Origin of the sequence: Luteirhabdus pelagi (assembly GCF_016827595.1) — a bacterium.
Taxonomy (GTDB): Bacteria; Bacteroidota; Bacteroidia; order Flavobacteriales; family Flavobacteriaceae; genus Luteirhabdus; species Luteirhabdus pelagi.
The window spans coordinates 426,265-449,003 of record NZ_JAECMS010000001.1 but is presented as its reverse complement, the minus strand read 5'-3'; the positions used below and the strand labels follow the sequence as shown (position 1 = coordinate 449,003).

Here is a 22,739-nt window from a genome sequence, read left to right as displayed (position 1 = left end):
CTTGCTTTTCAACAAACGGCTTTCAAAGTTATAGTTCTCTAAAATGATTACTTGATCATTTCGTAGCTACGCTTGATAAACTGCGTCATTTCCTCACCTTTCAACAAGCCTTTGCTTAGGCGTGCAAGGTCGAGTGCTTGGTTTACCAATCGCTCTTTTTTCTTCTTCGTTTTGGTGCTTAAGATCTCACCCACCAACGGATGGTTTGTATTTACGATGAGGTTGTACATCTCTGGCATATTGCCCATGCCAAACATACCACCGCCACCACCGGTGCGCTGCATTTCCTTCATCCGACGCATAAATTCGGGCTCGGTAATCACAAACGGGTTGGCATTGCTATCCATCGCTTCCATTTGGATGGTAAACCTCTCTTTCGAGATGGTTTCGTCCAAAAAGGTTTTTAATTCCTCTGTCTCTTCTTCACTTAATTTTGAAACATTGGAATCTTCTTTTTTGATAAGCGTTTCCACAGGATCGCTATCCACACGGGCGAAAGAAATATTTTCCTTTTCACTTTCCAACTTTTGAAGTAGGTGTGAAACGATTGGCGAATCCAGTAACAATACTTCATACCCTTTTTCCTTGGCGTCCTGAATGTAGCTGTGCTGTTCTTCTTTATTTGAAGCATACAGAATTACCAACTTATCATCCTTATCGGTCTGATTAGGCTTAATTTTCTCTTCCAATTCTTCATAGGTCAGATACTCACCATCGACAGTAGGATAGAGGGCAAATTTTTGTGCTTTTTCGAAGAATTTGTCTTCGGTAAGCATTCCATATTCAATCACTACCTTGATATCGTCCCATTTCTTCTCGAAGTCTTCTCGGCTTTCGTTAAAGAGACTCTTCAGTTTATCGGCAACCTTTCGGGTGATGTAACTTGAAATCTTCTTCACCGCACCATCGGCCTGTAAGTAACTACGGGAAACGTTTAAGGGGATGTCTGGGCTATCGATTACCCCACGTAGCATTGTCAAAAACTCAGGTACAATTCCTTCTACATTATCAGTTACAAAGACCTGGTTTTGGTACAACTGAATACGATCTTTCTGAACGCTCATATCCGATGTCATCTTCGGGAAATACAGAATTCCGGTTAGATTGAAGGGATAGTCAACATTCAGGTGAATGTGAAATAATGGCTCTTCGAATTGCATGGGGTACAATTCGCGATAGAATTCTTTATAATCCTTATCCTCTAAATCGGTGGGTTGCTTTGTCCACGCCGGATTCGGATTATTCACGATATTATCTACTTCCTTGGTGGGTGCTGGGTCATCCTCCTTAGCATCCTCCGGTTTTGGAAGTTCTTCGGTTTTGGTTCCAAACTTAATCGGGATCGGCATAAACTTGTTATACTTCACCAACAATTCACGAATACGCGATTCTTCAAGGAATTCGGTTTCATCCTCCATGATATGAAGAATAATTTCAGTCCCGTGCTCCTTCTTATCGGCTTCCTCTAAGGTATATTTTGGTGAACCATCGCAGCTCCAATGGGCAGCAGGTTTGTCCTTAAAGCTCTTTGTAATGATTTCAACCTTACTGGCGACCATAAAAGCGGAATAGAATCCTAGTCCGAAATGACCAATAATTCCGGCATCGTCACCATTCTTATCTTTGTATTTTGCCAAAAACTCCTCGGCTCCAGAAAAGGCAATGTCGTTAATGTATTTTTCCACCTCTTCTTTGGTCATCCCGATACCTTGATCGATGATGTGAAGCGTTTTTGCCTCTTTGTTCACCTTTACTTCAATCATCGGATTGTCGATAGGCACATCGTTTGCCTCGCCGATATTGGCCAAATGCTTTAGCTTAAGGGTCGCATCTGTTGCGTTGGAGATCAATTCCCGTAGGAAAATCTCATGGTCACTGTATAAAAACTTCTTGATCAGCGGAAAGATATTCTCGACCGATACATTAATAGTTCCTGTACTCATGGGTAATATTTATGTTTAATTGAATTTCGTTTGTTCGACTTCAATATGGCAAAGAAAATACCATTCGACTCAGGCTGACAGGGTGGCAGGTTGGTGACTCTAAGCTCTAAACTATATGCTTTAGGCTGTATGCTGTATACTGTATGCACAAATCTAATTTCTCACTACTCACTACTCACCTTCATTAACTTTAACACAACCTTTTGTTTAGGATTTAGTCATAATGATTAAACAATTAGTATCTTTATGGCAATGATTTTGATGTAATTATGAGACATCCAAAACGACAAAATAGTTGATATGAGTGCTAAGAAATCCACAACAAAAAAGAAAACGAATGTCACGCGAGCTAGTGTAATTGAACAATACATGAATTTTGTGTTGGAAGAGGAGCGAACTCCAAAGAGCGTTTACAAATTCTGTAAAGACCAAAACATAACGGAGGCTGAATTTTATACTTTCTTCGGGTCCTTTGATGGACTGCGAAAGGAGATTTGGAATCAGTTTTTTGATGAATCCATGAAGTTGGCGCATAAGAATAAGGAGTATGATAGTTTCAACAATCAAGAAAAGATGTTGACTTTCTTCTACACCTTTTTTGAAATGCTAACGCTAAATCGTAGTTACGTACTTTTCGCCCTACAAGAAGAGAAAGATATGATGCGCAACCTTTCGCAACTGAAAGGCCTTCGAAAGCGTATTAAAGAATTTTCAGCAACATTGATAGAAAATCGAAACGAAGAGAAGAACTTCAAACTATTAAAACATCCCGTTTCCGTATTTTCTGAAGGTGCATGGCTTCAAACCCTATTCATCCTGAAATATTGGATGGAAGACAGCTCGCCTTCTTTTGAAAAAACGGATATCGTGATCGAAAAATCGGTTCGAGCCATTTTCGATGTGTTTGAAACGACTCCCTTAGAAAGTGTGGTCGATTTTGGAAAGTTTCTCTGGAAAGATAAAATGAACTAGATGAAGACAATCGATAACATTCCCACCCATAAAATTGCTCGGGCGTCCAAACTTGTAAAGACAGGTGTAAAAGTTGGCGGCAACTACTTAAAATATTACAGTTCGAAATTGGTGAATCCAGAAACCACCCGCGATGGTTTGGATGAAAGCAATGCGGAGGATATTTACGATGGCCTAAAAAGTTTGAAGGGGAGTGCACTGAAGGTTGCGCAAATGCTGAGCATGGAAAAGAACATTATGCCGAAAGCCTATGTTGAAAAATTTTCGCTGGCGCAGTTTCAAGTCCCACCACTATCGGCTCCATTGGTACGAAAAACATTTGTGAAGTATTTCGACAAAACCCCGGAGGAACTATACGATAGTTTCGAGGCGAATTCCGTCGCAGCCGCAAGTATCGGGCAGGTACATAAGGCTGAAAAGGATGGCAAAAAATTAGCGGTAAAGATTCAATACCCAGGAGTGGCCGATAGTATTAGCAGCGATTTGGCATTGGTGAAACCGGTTGCGATGAAGATGTTCAATCTGAAAGGAAAGGATTCTGAAAAATACTTTAAGGAAATTGAAGGGAAGCTATTAGAGGAAACCGATTATGAGTTAGAGGTAGAACAAAGTAAATATATCACGGAGAAGTGTTCGCATATTCCAAACCTGAAGTTTCCCAAGTATTATGAGGAATTGTCGAACGACAGGATCATAACAATGGATTGGATGCATGGTCAGCACTTATCGCAATTTGCCAAGGCGAATACCGATCAAGAGATGGCTGATACGATTGGTCAGGCGCTATGGGATTTTTACATGTTCCAAATGCATGAATTGAAGCAGGTACATGCCGATCCACATCCCGGTAATTTTTTGGTGAACGATAAAGGTGAATTAATAGCGATCGATTTCGGTTGTGTGAAGCAGGTACCAGAAGAATTCTATGAGCCGTATTTCGAATTGGCAAAACCTGAAAACATCAACAATCCTGAAATTTTTAAGGAAAAGATGTTTGCGCTTGAAATTTTGAAAGAAGAGGATTCACCAGAAGAAATTGAATTTTTCTCGAAATTATTCCACGAGATGTTGAGTTTGTTTACCCAACCTTTTCATGAAGAAGTATTCGACTTTGGGGGTGAAGCCTTCTTCGGAAAAATTGCTGCCTTGAGTGATAAGTATTCGAAAGACACAGAATTGCGAAAGATGAACGGAAATAGAGGCTCGAAGCATTTTCTCTATATCAATAGAACCTTCTTTGGACTCTATAATTTGCTGAATGACTTGGGTGCTACTGTTCGAATAAATAATTATACCTCACTGCTTTAAGTAAAGTTTAACATATTTTGTTTAATCTTAATTACAATTTATTAAACAAAATACTGTATATTTGAGATATCAAAGTGGGATAATAGAATTGCTATGAAAAAGTAATTTATTTCTATTATTTTATTGGTTAGGTTGTTTGAGAAAGCCGCGGATCTTCCCGCGGCTTTCTTTGGTTTTACTTCTTTTTCATGGCTTCCTTTTCGCTATTCTCTTGTCCTTTATTCTTCACATATTTATCCAACCATTGGTCTTGTTCCCATAACAGGTGAAGAATACTTTCCTTGGCCCGGTAGCCATGACTTTCCTTAGGAAGCATCACCAAACGAGCGGTTGCTCCCAGTCCTTTCAACGCATTAAAATAACGTTCACTCTGTAGCGGATAGGTTCCACTGTTATTGTCGGCTTCACCATGAATCAACAATAATGGTTCATCCATTTTGTCGGCGTGCATAAAGGGCGACATGGTGTAATAGGTTTCGGGCGAATCCCAGTAGCTTCTCTCTTCACTTTGAAATCCAAAAGGTGTCAATGTTCTATTGTAAGCACCACTTCTAGCGATACCTGCTGCAAAAAGGTCGCTATGGCTTAGCAAGTTGGCAACCATAAACGCTCCATAGCTATGGCCTCCAACACCTACTCGATTTCGGTCGATATAGCCCATTTCATCCACGGCATCGATTGCTGCCTTTGCATTGGCAACCAACTGCTCTCGGAAGGTATCATTCGGTTCTTCGTCACCTTCACCTACAATAGGAAAAGCGGCATCGTCCAACACCACATAGCCTTGGGTAACCCAATAAATTGGGCTTCCGTAGTAGGGATAGATAAATTCATTCGGGTTGGTGGTATTTTGGGAAGCGCTGCTCTTGTCCTTAAATTCCCTTGGATACGCCCATAGCACCATCGGCATTTTTTCCTTTTTCTTCATATCATATCCTATCGGAAGGTAAAGCGTTCCTTCCAACTCCAACCCATCGTCACGTTTATAGGTAATCACTTCCTTATGAACATCGGCGATGCTTTTGAAAGGGTTTTCAAAACTAGTGATAGCAGTAAGATCATTTTTCTTTTTAATATTTCTGAAATAGTAGTTCGGATATTCACTCGGACTTTCAATACGAACCAAGATTTTACCTTTTGCCATATCGATGGCATCGTACAAATTCTCTTTCTTATCAGTATAGGTTGAGGTGTACAGTCGTTCTGTTTTTTGATTCCTTAGGTTGAAAGCATCTACAAACGGAAACTGTCCTTCTTCGGTATATCCATTACCCATCAAATAGGCATTACCCTTATTCATGATAAGAACCGATTCGCCCCATTCGTTACGCTCTGTTACAAAATTCCCTGGATCGCTGTACTGGTCTTGGTAATTGCGATCGGAAATAATCGTAGGTTCCAAGTTCATACTTGAAGGATTGAAAAGATACGTTTTGGTATTTCTGTTATTCCACCAATAATCATACGCGATAGCATGTTCATCGTCTCCCCAGGTAATACCGCTAAATCTATTTTTGGTTTGAAGAATTTGTCTGCCTCTTGCGGTAAAAGGTGCGGGAACCTCATAAACCACATCGCGATATTCCACATCGGTTTCTGGGTCGCCACCATCTAAGGCTTCGGCATAGACGAGTGTTGCCGGTTTATCGCTTCGCCATTGTACATTCCGCATTCCCGTACGGGTAGCCATAAACCCTTTCGGACGAACTTCATCTAAGGGTACATCGTTAAAAAGTTTCACCATTTTTCCTTCTTTTGAATAGATGATTTCTTCGTAAGGGAATCGGTAATAAGGAACGATATAGGAGAAGGGTTTCTTCACCTTGGAAATCAAAATATATTCGCCGTTAGGTGAAAAATCGATACTACGGTACATCGCTGCGGGTAGGAAATCTACCGTTTGGCCGCCGATACCGACTTTTTTGATTTCACTTCTCGCCAACTGCTCGAAGTTGAACTCATCGTTAGGGTTCTTCAACAAATCCTGATAGGTACGGTTTTGGGCCTTTTCCCCAGTACTTTCCGTAATAGTGGGGCCGTCGGGTACTGCTTCTGAAGTATTGATCAAGTCTTTTCTATCGGAAGGAAGCATTTTCACCAAGAGGGCGTTATTGTCTTTAAACCAACTGATAGGATTTCCCATATTGGCGTTCACATTGGGTCCCGTTAGCTTTTTTACCGTTCTTTTGTCCAAATCCAATGCCCATAATTCAGCACCTTCAGAAGTAGTATTTAGGAAGGCGATCATTTTTTCATCGGGCGACCAATTGAAGTACGACAGCCTCGGGTTTTCGGGCAAGCCTGTAACTTGAGTCGCTTCCTTTGCGGTAGGTTGCTTCATTTTGACATTATTATAGTAATTAACCCGGCTTCCAATATTGGTTTTCGGATTAATGCGAAGTCCGCCCAAGCGCATTTCAGTTTCAGAAAGTTCCTCAATGCTCTTATAGGCATCGCGATATAGCAAGACTACCTCTGTGCCTTCGTCATTTAGCAACACCGAAGGTGCCAAGGGTGCATCGACCAACTCTAAAATAGCCTGTGGTGGTTTTTGATAGTTCGTGTTTTCCTGGGCTTGTAAATAACTGATGAAAGTGACAAAAAAGAGAAAAAGAATGGTTTTTTTCATGATGTAAAGTTGAATGTATACTGAAAGAATTTTAGTTCAGTAAGATACCGAAAAAAGAAAAAAGGGGCAACGCTCAATTGCTATGCATGCATAGAATATACGCGGGTTTTCTTTCCGCTGCTAGTCGGTAATAGTTATCTTGCTAGATGGTATTAAATTGAAAAACATGTATAGAGCCACTATAAAAGGATTGGGATATTACGTTCCCGAAAACATTGTAACAAATGATGATTTAGCGAAGCGAATGGACACCAACGACGCTTGGATACAAGAGCGAACGGGTATACAAGAGCGAAGGCATATTAAAAAGGGAGACGGGAATTCTACTTCTATTATGGGGGTGAAGGCAGCCAAAATAGCACTCGAGCGAGCGGAGTTGACTACAAAGGATATCGATATGATTGTGTTTGCTACCCTTAGTCCGGATATGTATTTTCCCGGCGGAGGCGTGCAGATACAGGATATGCTCGATATGAATACTGTGCCCGCGTTGGATGTCCGAAATCAATGTAGTGGATTTGTGTATGCTATTTCGGTAGCTGACCAATATATTAAAACCGGAATGTATAAGAATATCTTGGTTATCGGTAGTGAAAACCATAGTGGCGGGCTGGATTTTTCAACCCGTGGACGAAATGTTTCGGTCATTTTTGGTGATGGGGCAGGCGCTGCGGTTGTTTCCCGATCGGATGATGAAGATTCTGGGATTCTTTCAACCCATCTTCACAGTGAAGGAAAACACAAAGATGAATTAGCATTACAAGGTCCTAGTACGGAGCATTGGGTACCGGAGATTATCGAAGAAAATCCACAAGAGGATATTCCGTATTACCCCTATATGAATGGACAGTTTGTATTTAAACATGCCATCGTACGATTTTCAGAAGTTATAAAAGAAGGTCTGGACGCCAACGGTCTGAACGTTTCCGATATTGATATGCTGATTCCACACCAAGCGAATTTGCGTATTTCACAGTTTATCCAACAGAAGATGAAGCTAAGCGATGATCAGGTCTTCAATAACATTCAGAAATATGGAAATACAACGGCGGCATCTATCCCGATAGCCCTGACAGAAGCCTGGGAAGCAGGAAAAATCAAAAAAGGAGACCTTGTGGTATTGGCAGCTTTCGGTAGCGGCTTTACTTGGGGAAGTGTAATCATTAGATGGTAATCGCATTTGTTAAAAAGACGAAAGCCCTCCTGAGACATCGGAGGGCTTTCTAGCTTAACAAAACAATCTTTAACTAAGTTGGAAACTTAGTCAGTTAGTTGACTGTTACCATAATAGACGTATTAAAATGTTAAATGTTACAAGTTGCATTTAATTTTTTTATTTTTTTAAAATATGCCACCCGCATCATCTTTTTCTCGGTCGTCGCGATTTCGACGTGATTTTGCGCGATATTTTCCACCGCCAAATCGATAGGACAGTCCGACGAATACCGTATTGCTTTCCCAGTTGAACTCCCCAATTTGAGCATAAGGTCTGGTTCCATCGAAAGCGAACCGCATGGTATCGAAGATATCGTTATAATTAACGCTAAACGTTCCTCTACCTTCCCACAGGCTATAACGCGCTCCAATATTAACAAAATACATCGGGTCTACATCGAATTGTAAGTTTTGGTTAGCGCCTCTATAGAAACCGAAGGCTGAAAGCGTAAGTGCTTCCGTTACCTTAAAATTATTGATCATTCTAAAATTCCAGGCAGTATTATCCACCTGTACCGTTTCAGAAATGATATCGGTAGCCGTCGGATTTTCGGTAGTCGTATCCAATCGCTCTGTGATTCCCTTTTGCGTTTGGGTGTATAGATCGAAACTCGCATTGAAGTTCCACCATTTAAACGGTCGATAGTTTCCAGACACTTCAACCCCATAGGCCGAAGTATTGCTGAAATTATCGTAGGTTAAAATGACCTTATTCAAATCGGTACGGTCCACAAATACCGCGCGATTAATTTCATCTTCTATCATTCGGTAGAAAACACCTCCTGTAATACTTCCTTTTTCTAGGTTTCGCGTATAATTTGCTTCTACGGAATTCGTGAATTGCGGCTCTAATTGTGTGTTTCCAAAGGAAGAAATAAGCGGAGTACTCCATTCGCGAATTGGATTTACCTGTCCTAATCCTGGTCTATCGACCCTTCGACTATAGCTTACTTGAAACTGATTTTTTTCAGTAGGCGTATAGGTAACGTAGGCTGAAGGATACACTTGAATGTAATCGTTCGTGAACGCTCGAACCGTATTGGTATCTGCTTTTACCTCTACGGTTTCAAATCGTGCTCCGGCCTGAAAGCTCCATTTATCATAACTCTTTCCGTAGGTAACATATGCCGAATAGATATCGCGATTGTATTCAAAATCGGTATCTGGCGTATCGATTAGTGCCCCAGCACTGTTGAAGGTTTGACCCGTCGAGGCATAGTCGATGTTGCTCTCGAAAAGTCTCGCCTCTAATCCGGCTTCTAACTTGGCAGTCTCGGAAAGCGGATTCACATAATCTAGGTTTACAGTCAATCTATTGCGATCGGTAGCTACGAAGTCGTTGTAATTTCCAATTGGGGAAGCACCTTGGAAGCGAAATTTGGCTATCTCATCGTTGGTGAATTCATTATAATCTGCTTCCAACTCAAGGTTATGGCCTTCATCGTTAAGGTCTAATTTGTAATTGAAATTGTATTGCGACGATTGGTTTTCGGAAGCGCTATCGAAAAACTGAAACTGATTTCGACTCGGCATATCGTAGTATAAGATATCGGTATCGCCGATTGTACTGCCTTCAAAAATATTCTGATTGGTAAAGAAGGAAATAGTATTGGTATCATTCAGGTAGAAGTCGACCCCAACCTTAAAAAGATTTGAAGTGCGATCGTCCAAAAACTCGAAAAACTGTTCAGAATTCTCATCGGGTCTAAAAATGTGCCCGTAGTTTTCATTCTTGGAAGTGTTGTGCCCCCAATTTCCATAGAAATTCAGCTTTCCATTTCGATAATTCATATCGATCGAGCTGTTAAATTTTGGTTGCTCTTCATAGGTAAGTCCGACATTGGCATTTCCGTTAAAACCTATATTCACATTTTTATGCAGGATAATATTGATAATACCACTCATTCCTTCAGGATTATATTTTGCTGAAGGATTTGTAATCAATTCAATTTGTTTTATGGAGGTTGAAGGGATCTGCCGGAGCAATTGAGCAACCGGCACATTGGTGAGTTTCCCGTCGACCATTACGCGAACGTTCTGATTTCCCCTTAGTGAGAGGGCACCTGTTTGTTGATCGACACTCACTGAAGGGAGGTTGTTCATGATGTCTGACGCAGTAGGGCCAGCTGTGGTTAGATCTTTACCTACGTTCACTACCTTACGATCGAGTTTTTGCTCGATGGTCGAACGTTCGGCCACGACGGTCACTTCATCTAATGAATCGACATTCTCCTCTAAATAGATAGTACCGAGATCAATATTCCGACTTCCACTGGAGATTTCAACTTCGGTTACGTAGGGTGTGTATCCAATAAATTGAATAGAAACCTGACTTTTTCCTTCTGGTACTTTTTCAATTTTAAAAACACCGTTATCGTCGGTAACACCACCGGTGATAATATCACCCGAAAGTGTTTTGATGGCAACGGTTACGTAGGGAAGGGGTTCGTTAAGGTTTTTGTCCATTACCGTACCCGAAATAGTGCCGGGACGGTCGTTTGAGGGAATTGCATACAAATAGCTTACATGCGCTACCAATAGCGCAACGACGCATAATAACTGTTTCATTTTTTGATTGGTTTTTCCTAGCTAGGCTAGGGGTTCGTTGTTTGATTGATGATGTTTTGCAAAATACCTTGTATAACCCATTATAGGAATACGTGTTTTGCAAAGTTGATGATGTACATATGACGTGTCTATGGAAATATTGTTACATCAAATAGGAAGAATTAAGGTGTAAAAACAAACAAACCCGGAACAAAAGCTCCGGGTTTGTACTTTACCGCTATTATTAACACTAACCATCAACGTAAAAATATCACGGTAAAGCCAGAAATATTTCTATACAATAGACGTGATTGTTTTCGATATGTTACAGCTCGTTTTATAATTTAACATAGTTTTGGGCGAAGAGGGCGACGACCCTTTGTATTTTCCACTAAAAAGATTGCAATTTCTATGAAGACCACATTAGTGTTAGGGGCTAGCTTAAAGCCTAATCGATATTCAAACATCGCCATCAATCGTTTGGTAAAAAATGATGTTCCCGTTAAAGCTGTGGGCTTGCGAAAGGGCGTCGTGGCTGGTGTAGATATCGCTACCGAAAAAGAACCCTTCGAAAATATTCATACCGTTACCTTATATCTTAATCCAAAACGTCAGGAGGAATACTACTCCTACATTGTATCGCTTCAACCAGAGCGCGTCATCTTCAACCCTGGCACGGAGAATCAAGAATTCTATTCAAAACTGAGGCAGGAAAATATCGAAGTGGAAGTAGCCTGTACGTTAGTGCTGTTGGCGTCGAACCAATATTAACAAGCCCAGAAAGGTAAAAGCGCCATTCACAATTAACAATTCATAATTGAAATGATATCCTCCTAGATATTCGGGTGGAAGACTTCCCAAAATATATGTTAGGATAACCGAAATTAGTGCTACCAGCCAAACCCATCGGTCGCGAATTTCCTTTTTAGTAAAAATACCAAAGGCGAACAACCCTAATAGCGGGCCGTAGGTATAACTAGCTGCTTTTAGCAATATATCGATTACACTGCTATCCAACAGGTACTTAAATGCGATGATAACGATTATTAAAAGTACACTAATTAAAACGTGAACTTTCTTACGCAAGGTCTTTTGCTGTTTCGCTTCTTTTCGTTCAATTCCTAGAAAATCGACACAAAAACTGGTGGTTAGGGAGGTAAGTGCACTATCTGCACTAGAGTACGCCGCAGCTATGAGTCCTAAAATAAAAATGATGCTTAGGCCGAGCCCCATACTTCCATTCAATGCAATTTCAGGGAATAACAAATCAGTTTTTTCCTTCCCATCTAATACAGGAACCGATATTCCGTTCTGCTCTGCATAGATAAATAATAAGGCTCCCAAAAACAGGAATAGTAAGTTGACAGGAACAAACACAAAGCTATACGACAACACGTTCTTTTGGGCATCTCGCAAACTTTTGCACGTTAGATTTTTCTGCATCATGTCTTGGTCGAGGCCTGTCATGCATATGGTAATAAACATGCCACCCAAAAATGATTTCCAGAAATAGTTGGTCGCTAGGAAGCTATCGGTGAAAAAGGTTTTTGTATACGGTTGCAGCGATGGTTCCGATAACATTGTGCCCCATTCCCAATTTAATTCATTCACCACGAAATAAATCGCAATCACCACCGATCCCAACATGAATAGTGTTTGCAGCGTATCGGTCCAAACAATAGTTTTAATGCCGCCACGAGCCGTATAAATCCAAATCAGTAAAATAGAAAGTACAACGGTTACGGCGAAGGGAACGCCCCAGGCTTCAAACACAAAATACTGCAACACAGTTGCCACTAGGAATAGGCGAAATGAAGCTCCCAATACCCTAGAGATGAAGAAAAAGAAGGCGCCTGTTTTATAGCTTACATTACCAAACCTATTATTTAGGTATTGGTAAATGGAGGTAACATTCATCCTATAATAAATGGGTAGCAATATGAAGGCAATTACAAAATAGCCCAGCAAATAGCCAAGCACCACTTGCATATAGCTAAATTGTGAATCACGGACCCAACCCGGGACCGAAATAAACGTTACGCCAGATAGGGAGGCGCCGACCATTCCAAAGGCAACAACATACCATGGCGATTTTCCTTCGGCTTTAAAAAAGGCTTCATTGCTATCACTCTTCCCGGTGAAGTGGGCGATGATCATTAAAATTCCAAAATATACCGCGATTAAAAGAAGAATATGTAATGGCTGCATATAGTATACGACTTAATAAGAAAAGCGCCGTAAAAATACAAAGTTTGCAACGGCAATATGCTTATTTTCATTATTTTTGAAAACTTTCAAATAAAAATTGCTTAAATCCCTTATTTCCAAAAACATGCGTTATCTAAAATTACTACTATTAGCTTTTTTGTTTCCGTGCGTATCTGGTTTTTCTCAAGAATATCTTGAGATGATCGATGAAGGTGGACACAGCGTTCAAGAGATTATTAATTCCGCTGAGGCATATTTCGAAAATCGAGATAAAGGTCGTGGCTCTGGATATAAACAGTTTAAGCGATGGGAATATATGGCCCTTCGGTTAATGAACGAAGAAGGATATCTGGTTCCCATTGAAGAACAGGTTGCAAGAAAGGAGAATTATGATGCTTATCTGAACCAAACGGCCGATACTCGCGATCCGCTGAATGACAATTGGGTGGAAATGGGTCCTACAGATTGGAATGCTACAACGGGATGGAACCCTGGAGTAGGTCGCATTACCGGGTTTGCGGTTGATAATGCTAATACCGATCATATTATTGCTGGTGCTAATACTGGCGGTGTATGGAAAACGACCGATGGAGGCCAGACATGGTTGCCACTAAACGATAACTTCAATAACATGAATGTTTATTCGGTAACCATGGATCCAACGAATAGCGATGTGTACTATTTTGGATCAAATGGTGGGCTTATCTTTAAGTCAACTGATGGTGGAGCAACTTGGAATGAACTTGCAGATTTAGGAAGTTCTTTGATTAATAAGATTCTGATCAACCCGGATAATACCGATATTATGTTTGCGTCCGGACAGAATAGTGGCTTGTATCGATCTATCGATGCGGGTGCTACATGGCAATCGATTACCAACGATGGTAACGGATTTGATATTGAGTTCCAACCTGGAAATACTGATATCGTATATGCTTCTGGAACAGGCTTTCATAAGTCAACCGATGGTGGAGCAACCTTTACTACAATTGGTGGATTGGCGGGAGGTCCTAAAATGATTGGAGTTTCTGCAGACGATCCGCAACGTGTATATGTTGTCCGTGCGAACGGTGGTACATACGGAGGACTGTATGTTTCCTCTGATGAGGGAGAAAACTTTACCTTATTGAATCATGGGGGCGATAATTATTTTGGCTATAGTACGTCTGCCAATGATAATTCTGGACAAGCACCAAGAGACATGGATATAGCAGTGAACCCTACCGATGCAGATGAAGTGCATATCGCTGGAATCCTAACGTGGCGTTCTACAGATGCCGGTGTAACGTTTAATCCAACTTCAGACTGGATTCCAGGAAACGCGCAAGGACAAAACATTGGATATTGCCATGCTGATGTGGATATCTTGGCATTTGTGGGAGATAAATTGTATGCTGGTACCGATGGTGGACTATTTATGGTTGAAGACACCGATAATGTCTCTTCAAACTACTACACCGATCTTACAGCGGGTATGGGAATTCGTCAATTTTACAAAATTGGAGTTGCTCAAGGACCTGATGAAATAATTACTGGTGGCTCTCAGGATAATGGGACATCTTTTTATACTGCATCAAACCAATGGAGAGATTGGCTGGGTGCCGACGGTATGGAAGGGTTTGTAGATTATTCTTTCACCAACAGAATGTTTGGAACTTCCCAAAATGGAAATATGTACCGTACCGATAATGCAGGTGCGTCTATAATTGGTATTGAAGAGCCAGGTCAAGGATTTGGAAATTGGGTGACACCATTCGAGCAAGATCCTCAAATATCTGCAGCCATTTATGTGGGATATAATAGAGTTTATAAATCGACAAACCGAGGGCAGACATGGACTGCAATTTCTCAGTTTTTCGGTTCAAATCTTGAAAATTTGAAGATCGCGCCTTCCGATAACCAAGTAATGTATTTAAATTTCGGTGGAAGCCTCTTTAAAACTACCGATGGTGGAAGTACAAATTGGCAAGCTACTTCGGCTCCAGGAGGAGCTATTAATTATATTGCTATTCACCCCACCAATCCAGATAAAATCGCTGTGGCAACCACAAGCTCGAATCGAGTATATGTTTCAGAAGATGGAGGCGATTCTTGGGTGAACTACCGTAAAAACCTTCCAAACTTTAGCGCACTTTGCGTTGTATGGGACGATAATGGAGCAGATGGGCTATACGTTGGAATGAACTATGGTGTGTTCTATATCGACGATACTATGGAAGACTGGCAACCGTATAGTAACAATCTTCCGAATGTTATTGTTAATGAATTAGAGATTAATACGGAAAATAATATGCTATATGCTGGTACCTACGGCCGCGGTCTATGGGCTACACCGTTACGCGAACCAGATTTAAGCGCAGAGGAGTTTATTTCTGAAACGGAAGTACGCGTATATCCTAATCCTACACGAAACAATATCACACTCGGCGTACCAGAAGCGGTAGAGGCCGATATTCGAGTATTTGACATTCAAGGAAAGCTGCTAATGTATCTTCCCGATACCGCCATTGCAAACGAAATGACGATAGAAACAGCTTCGTTAAGTGCAGGCACATACTTTGTTCGTGTTAGCTCGAATAAAGGAACCGTTACGAAGAAATTTATCAAGAAATAAGGCACTGCATGTTTAGTGAAAATGCTTCGGAAACCGAAAGGTATCTGAAGCATTTTTTTTATCTTCACAGCCCATGGATTTCTCTTCAAAGTTATTGGAAAATGCAGTTGATGAAATGTCCCAACTCCCCGGTATCGGAAAACGGACAGCGCTTCGTTTGGTCTTGCATTTATTGCGGCAACACCCCGATCAAACCAGAAGGCTAGCCGATAGCCTTTCTACATTACGGGAAGAGATCATCTTTTGCAAAAATTGCCATTCTATTTCAGATACACCGCTTTGTGAAATTTGTAGCAACCCCAATCGAAATGAAAAATTGGTGTGTGTGGTTGAAGATGTACGCGATGTAATGGCCATAGAGAATACGAGTCAATATAAAGGGCAATACCACGTACTCGGCGGTAAAATTTCACCGATGGACGGAGTAGGTCCTGGCGATCTTACGATTCCTTCGTTGGTTGAAAAGGTAAAAAATGGCACCATTCAAGAACTGATCTTCGCCATGGGCTCAACCATGGAAGGCGATACGACGAACTTTTATATCTTTAAACAAATTGAACCCTATAATATCACAACTACCACCATCGCTAGAGGAATTTCCGTTGGCGATGAACTGGAGTATGCCGATGAGGTGACATTAGGCCGAAGTATTCTGCATCGAATTCCTTTCGAAGCCTCGTTAAAAAACCAATAGCCGTTGAATTTATCTGTTGTTATCCTGAATTATAATGTTCGTTACTTTCTCGAACAGTGCATTCTTAGTGTGGAACGAGCCCTAATGGGAATCGACTCGGAAATAATTGTGATCGATAACGATTCATCCGATGATAGCTGTGCAATGGTGAAAGAAAAGTTTCCTTCGGTTATCTTACTTGAAAACAAAGAAAACGTAGGTTTTAGCAAGGCGAATAATCAGGCCGTCGCTATTGCCAAAGGAGAATATATCTGTATTCTAAATCCGGATACGGCAGTTTCTGAAAACAGCTTTTCAAAATGTATCGCCACATTGGAAGACCAACATTACCTAGGAGCAATTGGTGTGAAATTGATAGACGGAACGGGCTGCTTTTTACCTGAAAGCAAACGAAACCTTCCTACGCCTAAAGCATCTTTGTTGAAGTTGTTGGGAAAAGGCGATAAATACTACGCTTCACATATTCCTGTTGAAGGAAGTGGAAATGTCCGGGTATTGGTCGGTGCCTTTATGTTTATGCGACGTAGTGTTTATGAAGAAGTAAAAGGCTTCGATGAAGATTATTTCATGTATGGCGAGGATATCGATCTATCCTATAAGATTGAAAAGGCAGGCTATAAAAATCTGTATTTAGGAGCGACCGAAGTTTTGCACTACAAAGGGGAAAGCACAGCAAAGGATGCGGTATATCTGGAGCGCTTTCACAATGCGATGAAAATCTTTTACAAAAAGCACTTCAGGACTTCTAAGGTTATGGATGTGGCAGTGAATGTTGGTGTTGCCCTTGCTAAATATCGAAAGGGAAAGCGAACCGCAACCCCAAAGCCTTTACCCGAACCTGAGACCATCTTCGTATTAACAGAGAATTTGACGTTGCTTTCAAAAGTGAAGCATGTGGTCTCGGGAGAGGTGAAATCAGCTTCCAAATCGATTTTTCAGGATACCATACCAACCAACAGCCAATTCATCTTCGATGTGACCTATATGTCGTATTCTCAGATATTCCAGGTAATGCAACAGCTTTCCAAGCATGGCAATACCTTCCGAATCATTCCTGATGGATGTGATTTTATGTTGGGAAGCGACCGTAGCGATGAAAAGGGCACGGTTACCGTTTTTTAAGAGAATTCAAACATAAATCGAACAAATTTTAACTAATTTTGCAGCCGTAAAACCTAAAAGATATCATTATTCGTTATGGGAAAATTTGAACTGAAACTACCTAAGATGGGGGAAAGTGTAGCGGAAGCTACGGTAACCTCTTGGTTGAAGGAGGTTGGCGATACAATCGAGGCCGATGAAGCCGTGTTGGAAATCGCTACCGATAAGGTAGATAGTGAAGTGCCCAGCGAAGTAGATGGTGTCTTGGTCGAAAAATTGTTCGATGTCGACGATGTAGTACAAGTAGGACAAACCATTGCGATTATTGAAGTGGAAGGAGAAGGCTCTGGTAACGACGATACTCCGACAACTTCAACCGTTGAAACGAAACCGGAACCAGAGATGGTTGCAGCCGTCGAAGAAAATGTTGAAACGGCAAAGGCAGCCACCCAACCCGCTATTGAAAATAGCGGCGATCGGTTCTATTCACCATTAGTTAAAAATATTGCCAAGGAAGAAGGTATCGGACAAGCAGAACTGGACGCTATTCAAGGAACTGGGAAAGATGGTCGCGTAACGAAGAATGACATGCTTTCCTACCTAGAAAATCGTGGTGAAACGAAAACTCAGCCTACAGCACAACCACATACCGCTGAAGGAGCGAAAAGCCCGGAAACGGCAAAAGCACAGCCAAAAGCTTCGCAGCCGTCAAAAGCACCTGTAGTAGCGAGTGGTGAAGATGAAATAATCGAAATGACCCGAATGGGAAAACTCATTTCCCACCATATGGTCGACAGCGTTCAAACCGCTGCACACGTACAATCTTTTATTGAAGCCGACGTAACCAAGATCTGGAACTGGCGAAATAAAGTGAAGAACGACTTTGCCAAAAGAGAAGGGGAGAAGCTAACCTTCACGCCAATCTTTATGGAAGCAGTGGCAAAAGCGTTGAAGGATTTCCCAATGATGAACATCTCCGTAGATGGCGATAAAATCATCAAGCGTAAAAATATCAACCTCGGAATGGCAGCCGCCCTTCCGGATGGAAACTTAATCGTTCCCGTCATTAAAAATGCAGACCAGTTGAACCTAGTAGGCATGAGCAAACAAGTAAACGATCTTGCCAACCGTGCTCGGGTAAACAAATTAAAGCCAGATGAAATTCAAGGCGGAACCTATACGGTTACGAACGTTGGAACGTTTGGAAGTATTATGGGAACGCCAATTATCAACCAGCCGCAGGTTGGAATCCTAGCGTTAGGAGCCATCCGAAAAGTTCCAGCAGTAATCGAAACACCTGATGGCGACTTTATCGGAATTCGTTATAAGATGTTCTTGTCCCACAGCTACGACCATAGAGTAGTTAATGGAGCGTTGGGTGGACAATTCGTGAAACGCGTCGCCGACTATCTTGAAGGTTGGGACGAAAATAGGGATGTGTAGGTTTTAGCTGTATCTTATAAGCTATAAGCTATAAGCTATATGCTATAAACTATAAGCTTTATGCGGTTCATAGTCGGGTCTATTTTAGTGACTCCTTGTTTGCCGAAGGAGATAGCACCTGATAGAAAACTTTCAAATATCAATCTCCAAATTCCAAAGCCTATTGGTCGCGACCATTATTCTTGAGATTCCCCTACATTTTGAGTATTCGGTTCGATTTCAAAGCGTCTTATTGATTAATTTTCAATTTTACCAATTTTCAAATTAGTGAACTTACATCACAAATCACAAATCACAAATCACAAATCACGGATAACGGATCACTTACCACCCAACACCCCCGCTCGAACGTACCTATACGATTGAAATCAAATACGCGTTCGGTACGGGCGGGCGGGCAACACCCCACATCCTACACCCTACATCCTACATCCTTTCCCGCTCACCGTTCACTGTTCACTGTTCACGGCTCACGGCTCACGGCTCACGGTTCACTTCTCAACCTTAAATTCAACTTCGAATTAGTACCTTTACAGCTTAAACAATTGCAATGGAACTAAACCTAACGAAACCTATCTGTTTTTTCGATCTTGAAACTACGGGAACCAATGTCGCAACCGACCGAATTGTAGAAATTTCGGTGCTAAAAGTTTTCCCCAATGGTAATAAGGAAAGTCATACCTGGCGTGTTAATCCTGAAATGCCCATCCCACCCGCTACAAGTGCTATTCATGGGATAACCGATGAAATGGTCGCCAACGAACCCACCTTTAAAGAGCTGGCTTCAAAGGTATATGCCCTTATTAAGGACAGTGACCTCGGGGGGTACAATAGCAACCGATTTGATATTCCGCTTTTAGCCGAAGAATTACTCCGTGCGGAAGTTGATTTCGATTTGAAAAAAGCGTTGGCGGTAGACGTTCAGACCATCTTTCACAAAAAGGAAAAACGAACCTTGGAAGCGGCCTACAAATTCTATTGTAATAAAGAACTTACCGATGCCCACAGTGCCGAGGCCGATACCAACGCGACATATGAAGTGTTGAAAAGTCAATTAGATCGTTATGAGGATCTCGAAAACGATATGGATTTTCTAGCCAAATTCAGTGCCCATAAAAACTTTGCCGATTTTGCAGGATATATCCATTTCAACAAAAAAGGAGAGGAAGTCTTCGGATTTGGAAAACACCGGGGTAAATTGGTAGAGGAAGTTATGGAAAAAGAATCCGGCTATTTCGGCTGGTTATTGAATGCCGACTTTCCTTTATATACCAAGAAAGTGCTTACGCGTATCAAATTGCGTAAATTGAATACAAAACAATAGTTTTTGGCTTTTTGCCAGTTAGGGTTATGGCTGACGTTACCATAAAGCGAACCGATATAAAGGATACAGATTTCCTGGGGCTAGTCAAGCTCCTAGATGCCGATTTGGCTATTCGTGATGGTGACGAACATGCATTTTACAATCAGTTTAATGCTTTAGGCGTATTGCTGCATGCCGTGGTAGCCTATTCCGAGGGCAAACCAATTGGATGTGGCGGAATAAAAAAATACGATTCAAATACTGTAGAAGTCAAGCGAATGTTTACCGACCCTAACCATAGGGGAAAAGGGGTTGGCGCGCAAGTTTTGGAAGCGCTCGAAACCTTGGCCATCGATGAAGGGTATTCGCGTAGTATTTTGGAAACTGGTATCAAGCAACCCGAGGCTATTGCCTTATACACCAAAATGGGATATCATCTTATTCCCAATTACGATCAATATGAAGGAGTCGTAAATAGTAGATGCTTTCAAAAGAACCTATCAAGAACATAAGAACCTAATACCATCATGAAAATTATCTGTGTCGGACGTAATTATACCGAACATATAGAAGAGCTTCAAAATGAGAAGCCAACCGATCCCGTCTTGTTTTTAAAGCCAGATACTTCAATCTTGCTTAAGAAGCAACCGTTTTTTATACCAGATTTTTCAGAAGAAGTCCATCACGAAGTGGAAGTGCTGGTAAAAATTAAAAAAATCGGAAAGCATATCGACCGGAAATTTGCGCATAAATATTACGATGAAATCGGACTCGGTATCGACTTTACCGCACGCGACCTTCAATCCAAACTCAAAGAGAAGGGGCTGCCATGGGAAAAAGCCAAAGCCTTCGATGGAGCAGCGGTTATTGGTAAGTTCATGCCGAAGTCGAAATTTGGTGATGTGGATACTTTGAACTTCAGATTAGAGAAAAATGGTGAAATCGTGCAGCAAGCATCTACCGATCATATGTTGTGGAAAATCGATGAATTGATCGAATATATTTCAAAATATTTTACTTTAAAGATAGGGGATGTTATCTTTACAGGCACTCCCAAGGGAGTTGCGAAAGTAAACCCTAACGATAACCTAACTGGATTTTTGGAAGATACCCAAATCTTTTCCATTAAAGTTAAATAGATGAGCAAGCACTATTCAAAACAAAACCTGAAAGAAATCGCGGGTGGCGATGAAGATTTTATGGCTGTGGTGGCCCAAACCTTTTTAGATGAAATCCCCCCAGATTTAGAAGCCCTAGAAGAGGCAATCGATAATGATAATAAGGAACTGGCCTATCAGTTTGCACACAAGATGAAACCGAACTTCGAAATGTTTGGCGTCGACCTTATCAAAGATGCAAAAGCGATTGAAGATTGGACCAAAACGTCAAAAAACAAAGCGGCGGTTTCAGAAAACATCAAAAAGATGGTCACAACCCTAAAAGCCGTTTTCCGAGAGTTGAAAGACGATTTCAGCCTGTAGATGAAAGCCGAAATCGTTACCATAGGCGACGAAATCCTGATCGGACAGATTGTGGATACCAATTCAGCATACATCAGTAAAGCGCTGAACAAAATCGGTATTCAGGTACATCAAATTACTTCCATACAAGATGAACGCGAGCATATTCTTTCAGCATTGGCGGATGCCGAAAAGCGTGTCGATTTGGTTTTGGTCACCGGAGGATTAGGTCCTACCAAGGACGATATCACCAAGCAAACGTTTTGCGAATATTTCAACGACACCTTAGTTGAAAATGAAGAAGTGCTTCAGCATATCAAGCATATCTTCAAAACATATATTAAACGCGATCCGTTACCCTCTAATCTGCAACAGGCAATGGTGCCTTCCAAAGCGACCGTCTTAAAAAATGCCCATGGTACCGCTCCCGGAATGTGGTTCGAAAAAGGCGATACAGTTTTTGTTTCTATGCCGGGCGTTCCCTACGAGATGAAACACATGCTTCGACAGGAAGTGTTTACAAGGGTAACCGAACGGTTTAAGCGACCCCATATCTACCATAAAACGCTATTAACCTACGGCTTGGGCGAAAGTGCCGTGGCCGATCGCATAGAAGAGTGGGAAAACAACCTGCCTTCCGATATTAAATTGGCGTATTTACCATCCTTGGGACGCGTACGACTTCGACTTTCCTCTAAAGGAACTGATGAAGAGCTTCTGAAATCTGCAGTCGATGCAAAAATGGAAGAACTACGCGATATGCTAACTGATATCGCGGTTGGCTATGAGAATGAAACCAGCTTGGTCGGACGAATCGCCGCGCGACTGGAGCAAAACGGTCAGACCTTAAGTGTAGCTGAAAGTTGCACGGGAGGAGCCATCGCTTCCGAAATTACGGACGTGCCGGGTTCATCGGCCTATTTTTCGGGCGGACTCATTCCCTATAAAACCGAACGGAAAACCACGATCCTAGGAGTGGATAGTACACTGATTGAAAAATACAATGTAGTTAGTGCCGAAGTAGCAGAAGCCATGGCGGTACAATGCACCAAATTATTCGAAACCGACTATGCGATTTCCACTACTGGAATCGCTGGCCCCACCAAGGGCGATGGCGAAGCTGAGGTAGGAACCGTATTTATCGGCATCGCTACGCCAGAAGGGGTTAGCAGCAGTGAACACAGTTTTGGGAATGCCCGCGAAAGGGTCATTCGGAAGACCGTAAATAAGGCATTGGAATTACTTCTCAAAGAAATTTCAAAAAACTAAATTCCTTTTGTTGGTCATATTGTATAATTTATT

General features: G+C 41.5%; 17 protein-coding genes. 13 read left to right on the top strand and 4 right to left on the bottom strand.

From position 1 onward, the window contains the following. Positions 1-47: 47 nt before the first annotated feature. Positions 48-1,943, bottom strand: coding sequence for a molecular chaperone HtpG (gene htpG, locus I4Q58_RS02050; RefSeq protein WP_203293219.1), 1,896 nt, complete (start codon positions 1,941-1,943; stop codon positions 48-50). Positions 1,944-2,243: 300 nt separating this feature from the next. Here htpG and I4Q58_RS02045 point away from each other — a divergent pair, with 300 nt between their 5' ends. Continuing rightward, complete coding sequence (locus tag I4Q58_RS02045) at positions 2,244-2,915, top strand: TetR family transcriptional regulator C-terminal domain-containing protein (protein WP_203293217.1); 672 nt, start codon at positions 2,244-2,246, stop codon at positions 2,913-2,915. After that, positions 2,916-4,223 (top strand): ABC1 kinase family protein, encoded by a 1,308-nt coding sequence (locus tag I4Q58_RS02040; protein ID WP_203293215.1) that lies wholly within the window; start codon positions 2,916-2,918, stop codon positions 4,221-4,223. A 175-nt stretch (positions 4,224-4,398) separates the two neighbouring features. Here I4Q58_RS02040 and I4Q58_RS02035 read toward each other — a convergent pair whose 3' ends face one another. Then, entirely contained in the window at positions 4,399-6,852 is a 2,454-nt protein-coding gene (locus tag I4Q58_RS02035; RefSeq protein WP_203293213.1) for a S9 family peptidase, read from the bottom strand. A 166-nt stretch (positions 6,853-7,018) separates the two neighbouring features. Here I4Q58_RS02035 and I4Q58_RS02030 point away from each other — a divergent pair, with 166 nt between their 5' ends. Continuing rightward, entirely contained in the window at positions 7,019-8,026 is a 1,008-nt protein-coding gene (locus I4Q58_RS02030) for a 3-oxoacyl-ACP synthase III family protein (protein WP_203293211.1), read from the top strand. Positions 8,027-8,193: 167 nt separating this feature from the next. Here the strand turns inward: I4Q58_RS02030 and I4Q58_RS02025 are convergent, their stop codons facing one another. Next, positions 8,194-10,635 (bottom strand): outer membrane beta-barrel family protein, encoded by a 2,442-nt coding sequence (locus I4Q58_RS02025; RefSeq protein WP_203293209.1) that lies wholly within the window; start codon positions 10,633-10,635, stop codon positions 8,194-8,196. A 390-nt stretch (positions 10,636-11,025) separates the two neighbouring features. Between I4Q58_RS02025 and I4Q58_RS02020 the strand changes: the two genes are divergently transcribed. Next, positions 11,026-11,385: a CoA-binding protein gene (locus I4Q58_RS02020; protein WP_203293207.1), complete on the top strand. Its 360-nt coding sequence runs from the start codon at positions 11,026-11,028 to the stop codon at positions 11,383-11,385. Here the strand turns inward: I4Q58_RS02020 and I4Q58_RS02015 are convergent. Beyond that, complete coding sequence (locus I4Q58_RS02015) at positions 11,356-12,822, bottom strand: sodium:solute symporter (RefSeq protein WP_203293205.1); 1,467 nt, start codon at positions 12,820-12,822, stop codon at positions 11,356-11,358. The two genes, I4Q58_RS02020 and I4Q58_RS02015, sit on opposite strands and share 30 nt — an antisense overlap. A 124-nt stretch (positions 12,823-12,946) precedes the next feature. Between I4Q58_RS02015 and I4Q58_RS02010 the strand changes: the two genes are divergently transcribed. The 9 genes from I4Q58_RS02010 (at position 12,947) to I4Q58_RS01970 (ending at position 22,706) form a co-directional block, all read left to right on the top strand. After that, positions 12,947-15,436 (top strand): T9SS type A sorting domain-containing protein, encoded by a 2,490-nt coding sequence (locus I4Q58_RS02010; protein ID WP_203293203.1) that lies wholly within the window; start codon positions 12,947-12,949, stop codon positions 15,434-15,436. Between the two features lie 73 nt (positions 15,437-15,509). Continuing rightward, on the top strand, positions 15,510-16,130 hold the full coding sequence (gene recR, locus I4Q58_RS02005) for a recombination mediator RecR (RefSeq protein ID WP_203293201.1): 621 nt from the start codon (positions 15,510-15,512) through the stop codon (positions 16,128-16,130). Between the two features lie 3 nt (positions 16,131-16,133). Further along, positions 16,134-17,252, top strand: coding sequence for a glycosyltransferase family 2 protein (locus tag I4Q58_RS02000; RefSeq protein WP_203293199.1), 1,119 nt, complete (start codon positions 16,134-16,136; stop codon positions 17,250-17,252). 75 nt (positions 17,253-17,327) lie between these two features. Beyond that, positions 17,328-18,674, top strand: a complete 1,347-nt coding sequence (locus I4Q58_RS01995; RefSeq protein ID WP_203293197.1) for a dihydrolipoamide acetyltransferase family protein — start codon at positions 17,328-17,330, stop codon at positions 18,672-18,674. 550 nt (positions 18,675-19,224) lie between these two features. Next, on the top strand, positions 19,225-19,998 hold the full coding sequence (locus tag I4Q58_RS01990; protein WP_203293195.1) for a 3'-5' exonuclease: 774 nt from the start codon (positions 19,225-19,227) through the stop codon (positions 19,996-19,998). Positions 19,999-20,024: 26 nt separating this feature from the next. Next, positions 20,025-20,489: a GNAT family N-acetyltransferase gene (locus tag I4Q58_RS01985; RefSeq protein WP_203293193.1), complete on the top strand. Its 465-nt coding sequence runs from the start codon at positions 20,025-20,027 to the stop codon at positions 20,487-20,489. Positions 20,490-20,504: 15 nt separating this feature from the next. Next, positions 20,505-21,116: a fumarylacetoacetate hydrolase family protein gene (locus tag I4Q58_RS01980; RefSeq protein ID WP_203293191.1), complete on the top strand. Its 612-nt coding sequence runs from the start codon at positions 20,505-20,507 to the stop codon at positions 21,114-21,116. Beyond that, entirely contained in the window at positions 21,117-21,458 is a 342-nt protein-coding gene (locus I4Q58_RS01975; protein WP_203293189.1) for an Hpt domain-containing protein, read from the top strand. Continuing rightward, positions 21,459-22,706 (top strand): competence/damage-inducible protein A, encoded by a 1,248-nt coding sequence (locus I4Q58_RS01970; RefSeq protein WP_203293187.1) that lies wholly within the window; start codon positions 21,459-21,461, stop codon positions 22,704-22,706. Positions 22,707-22,739: the final 33 nt, after the last annotated feature.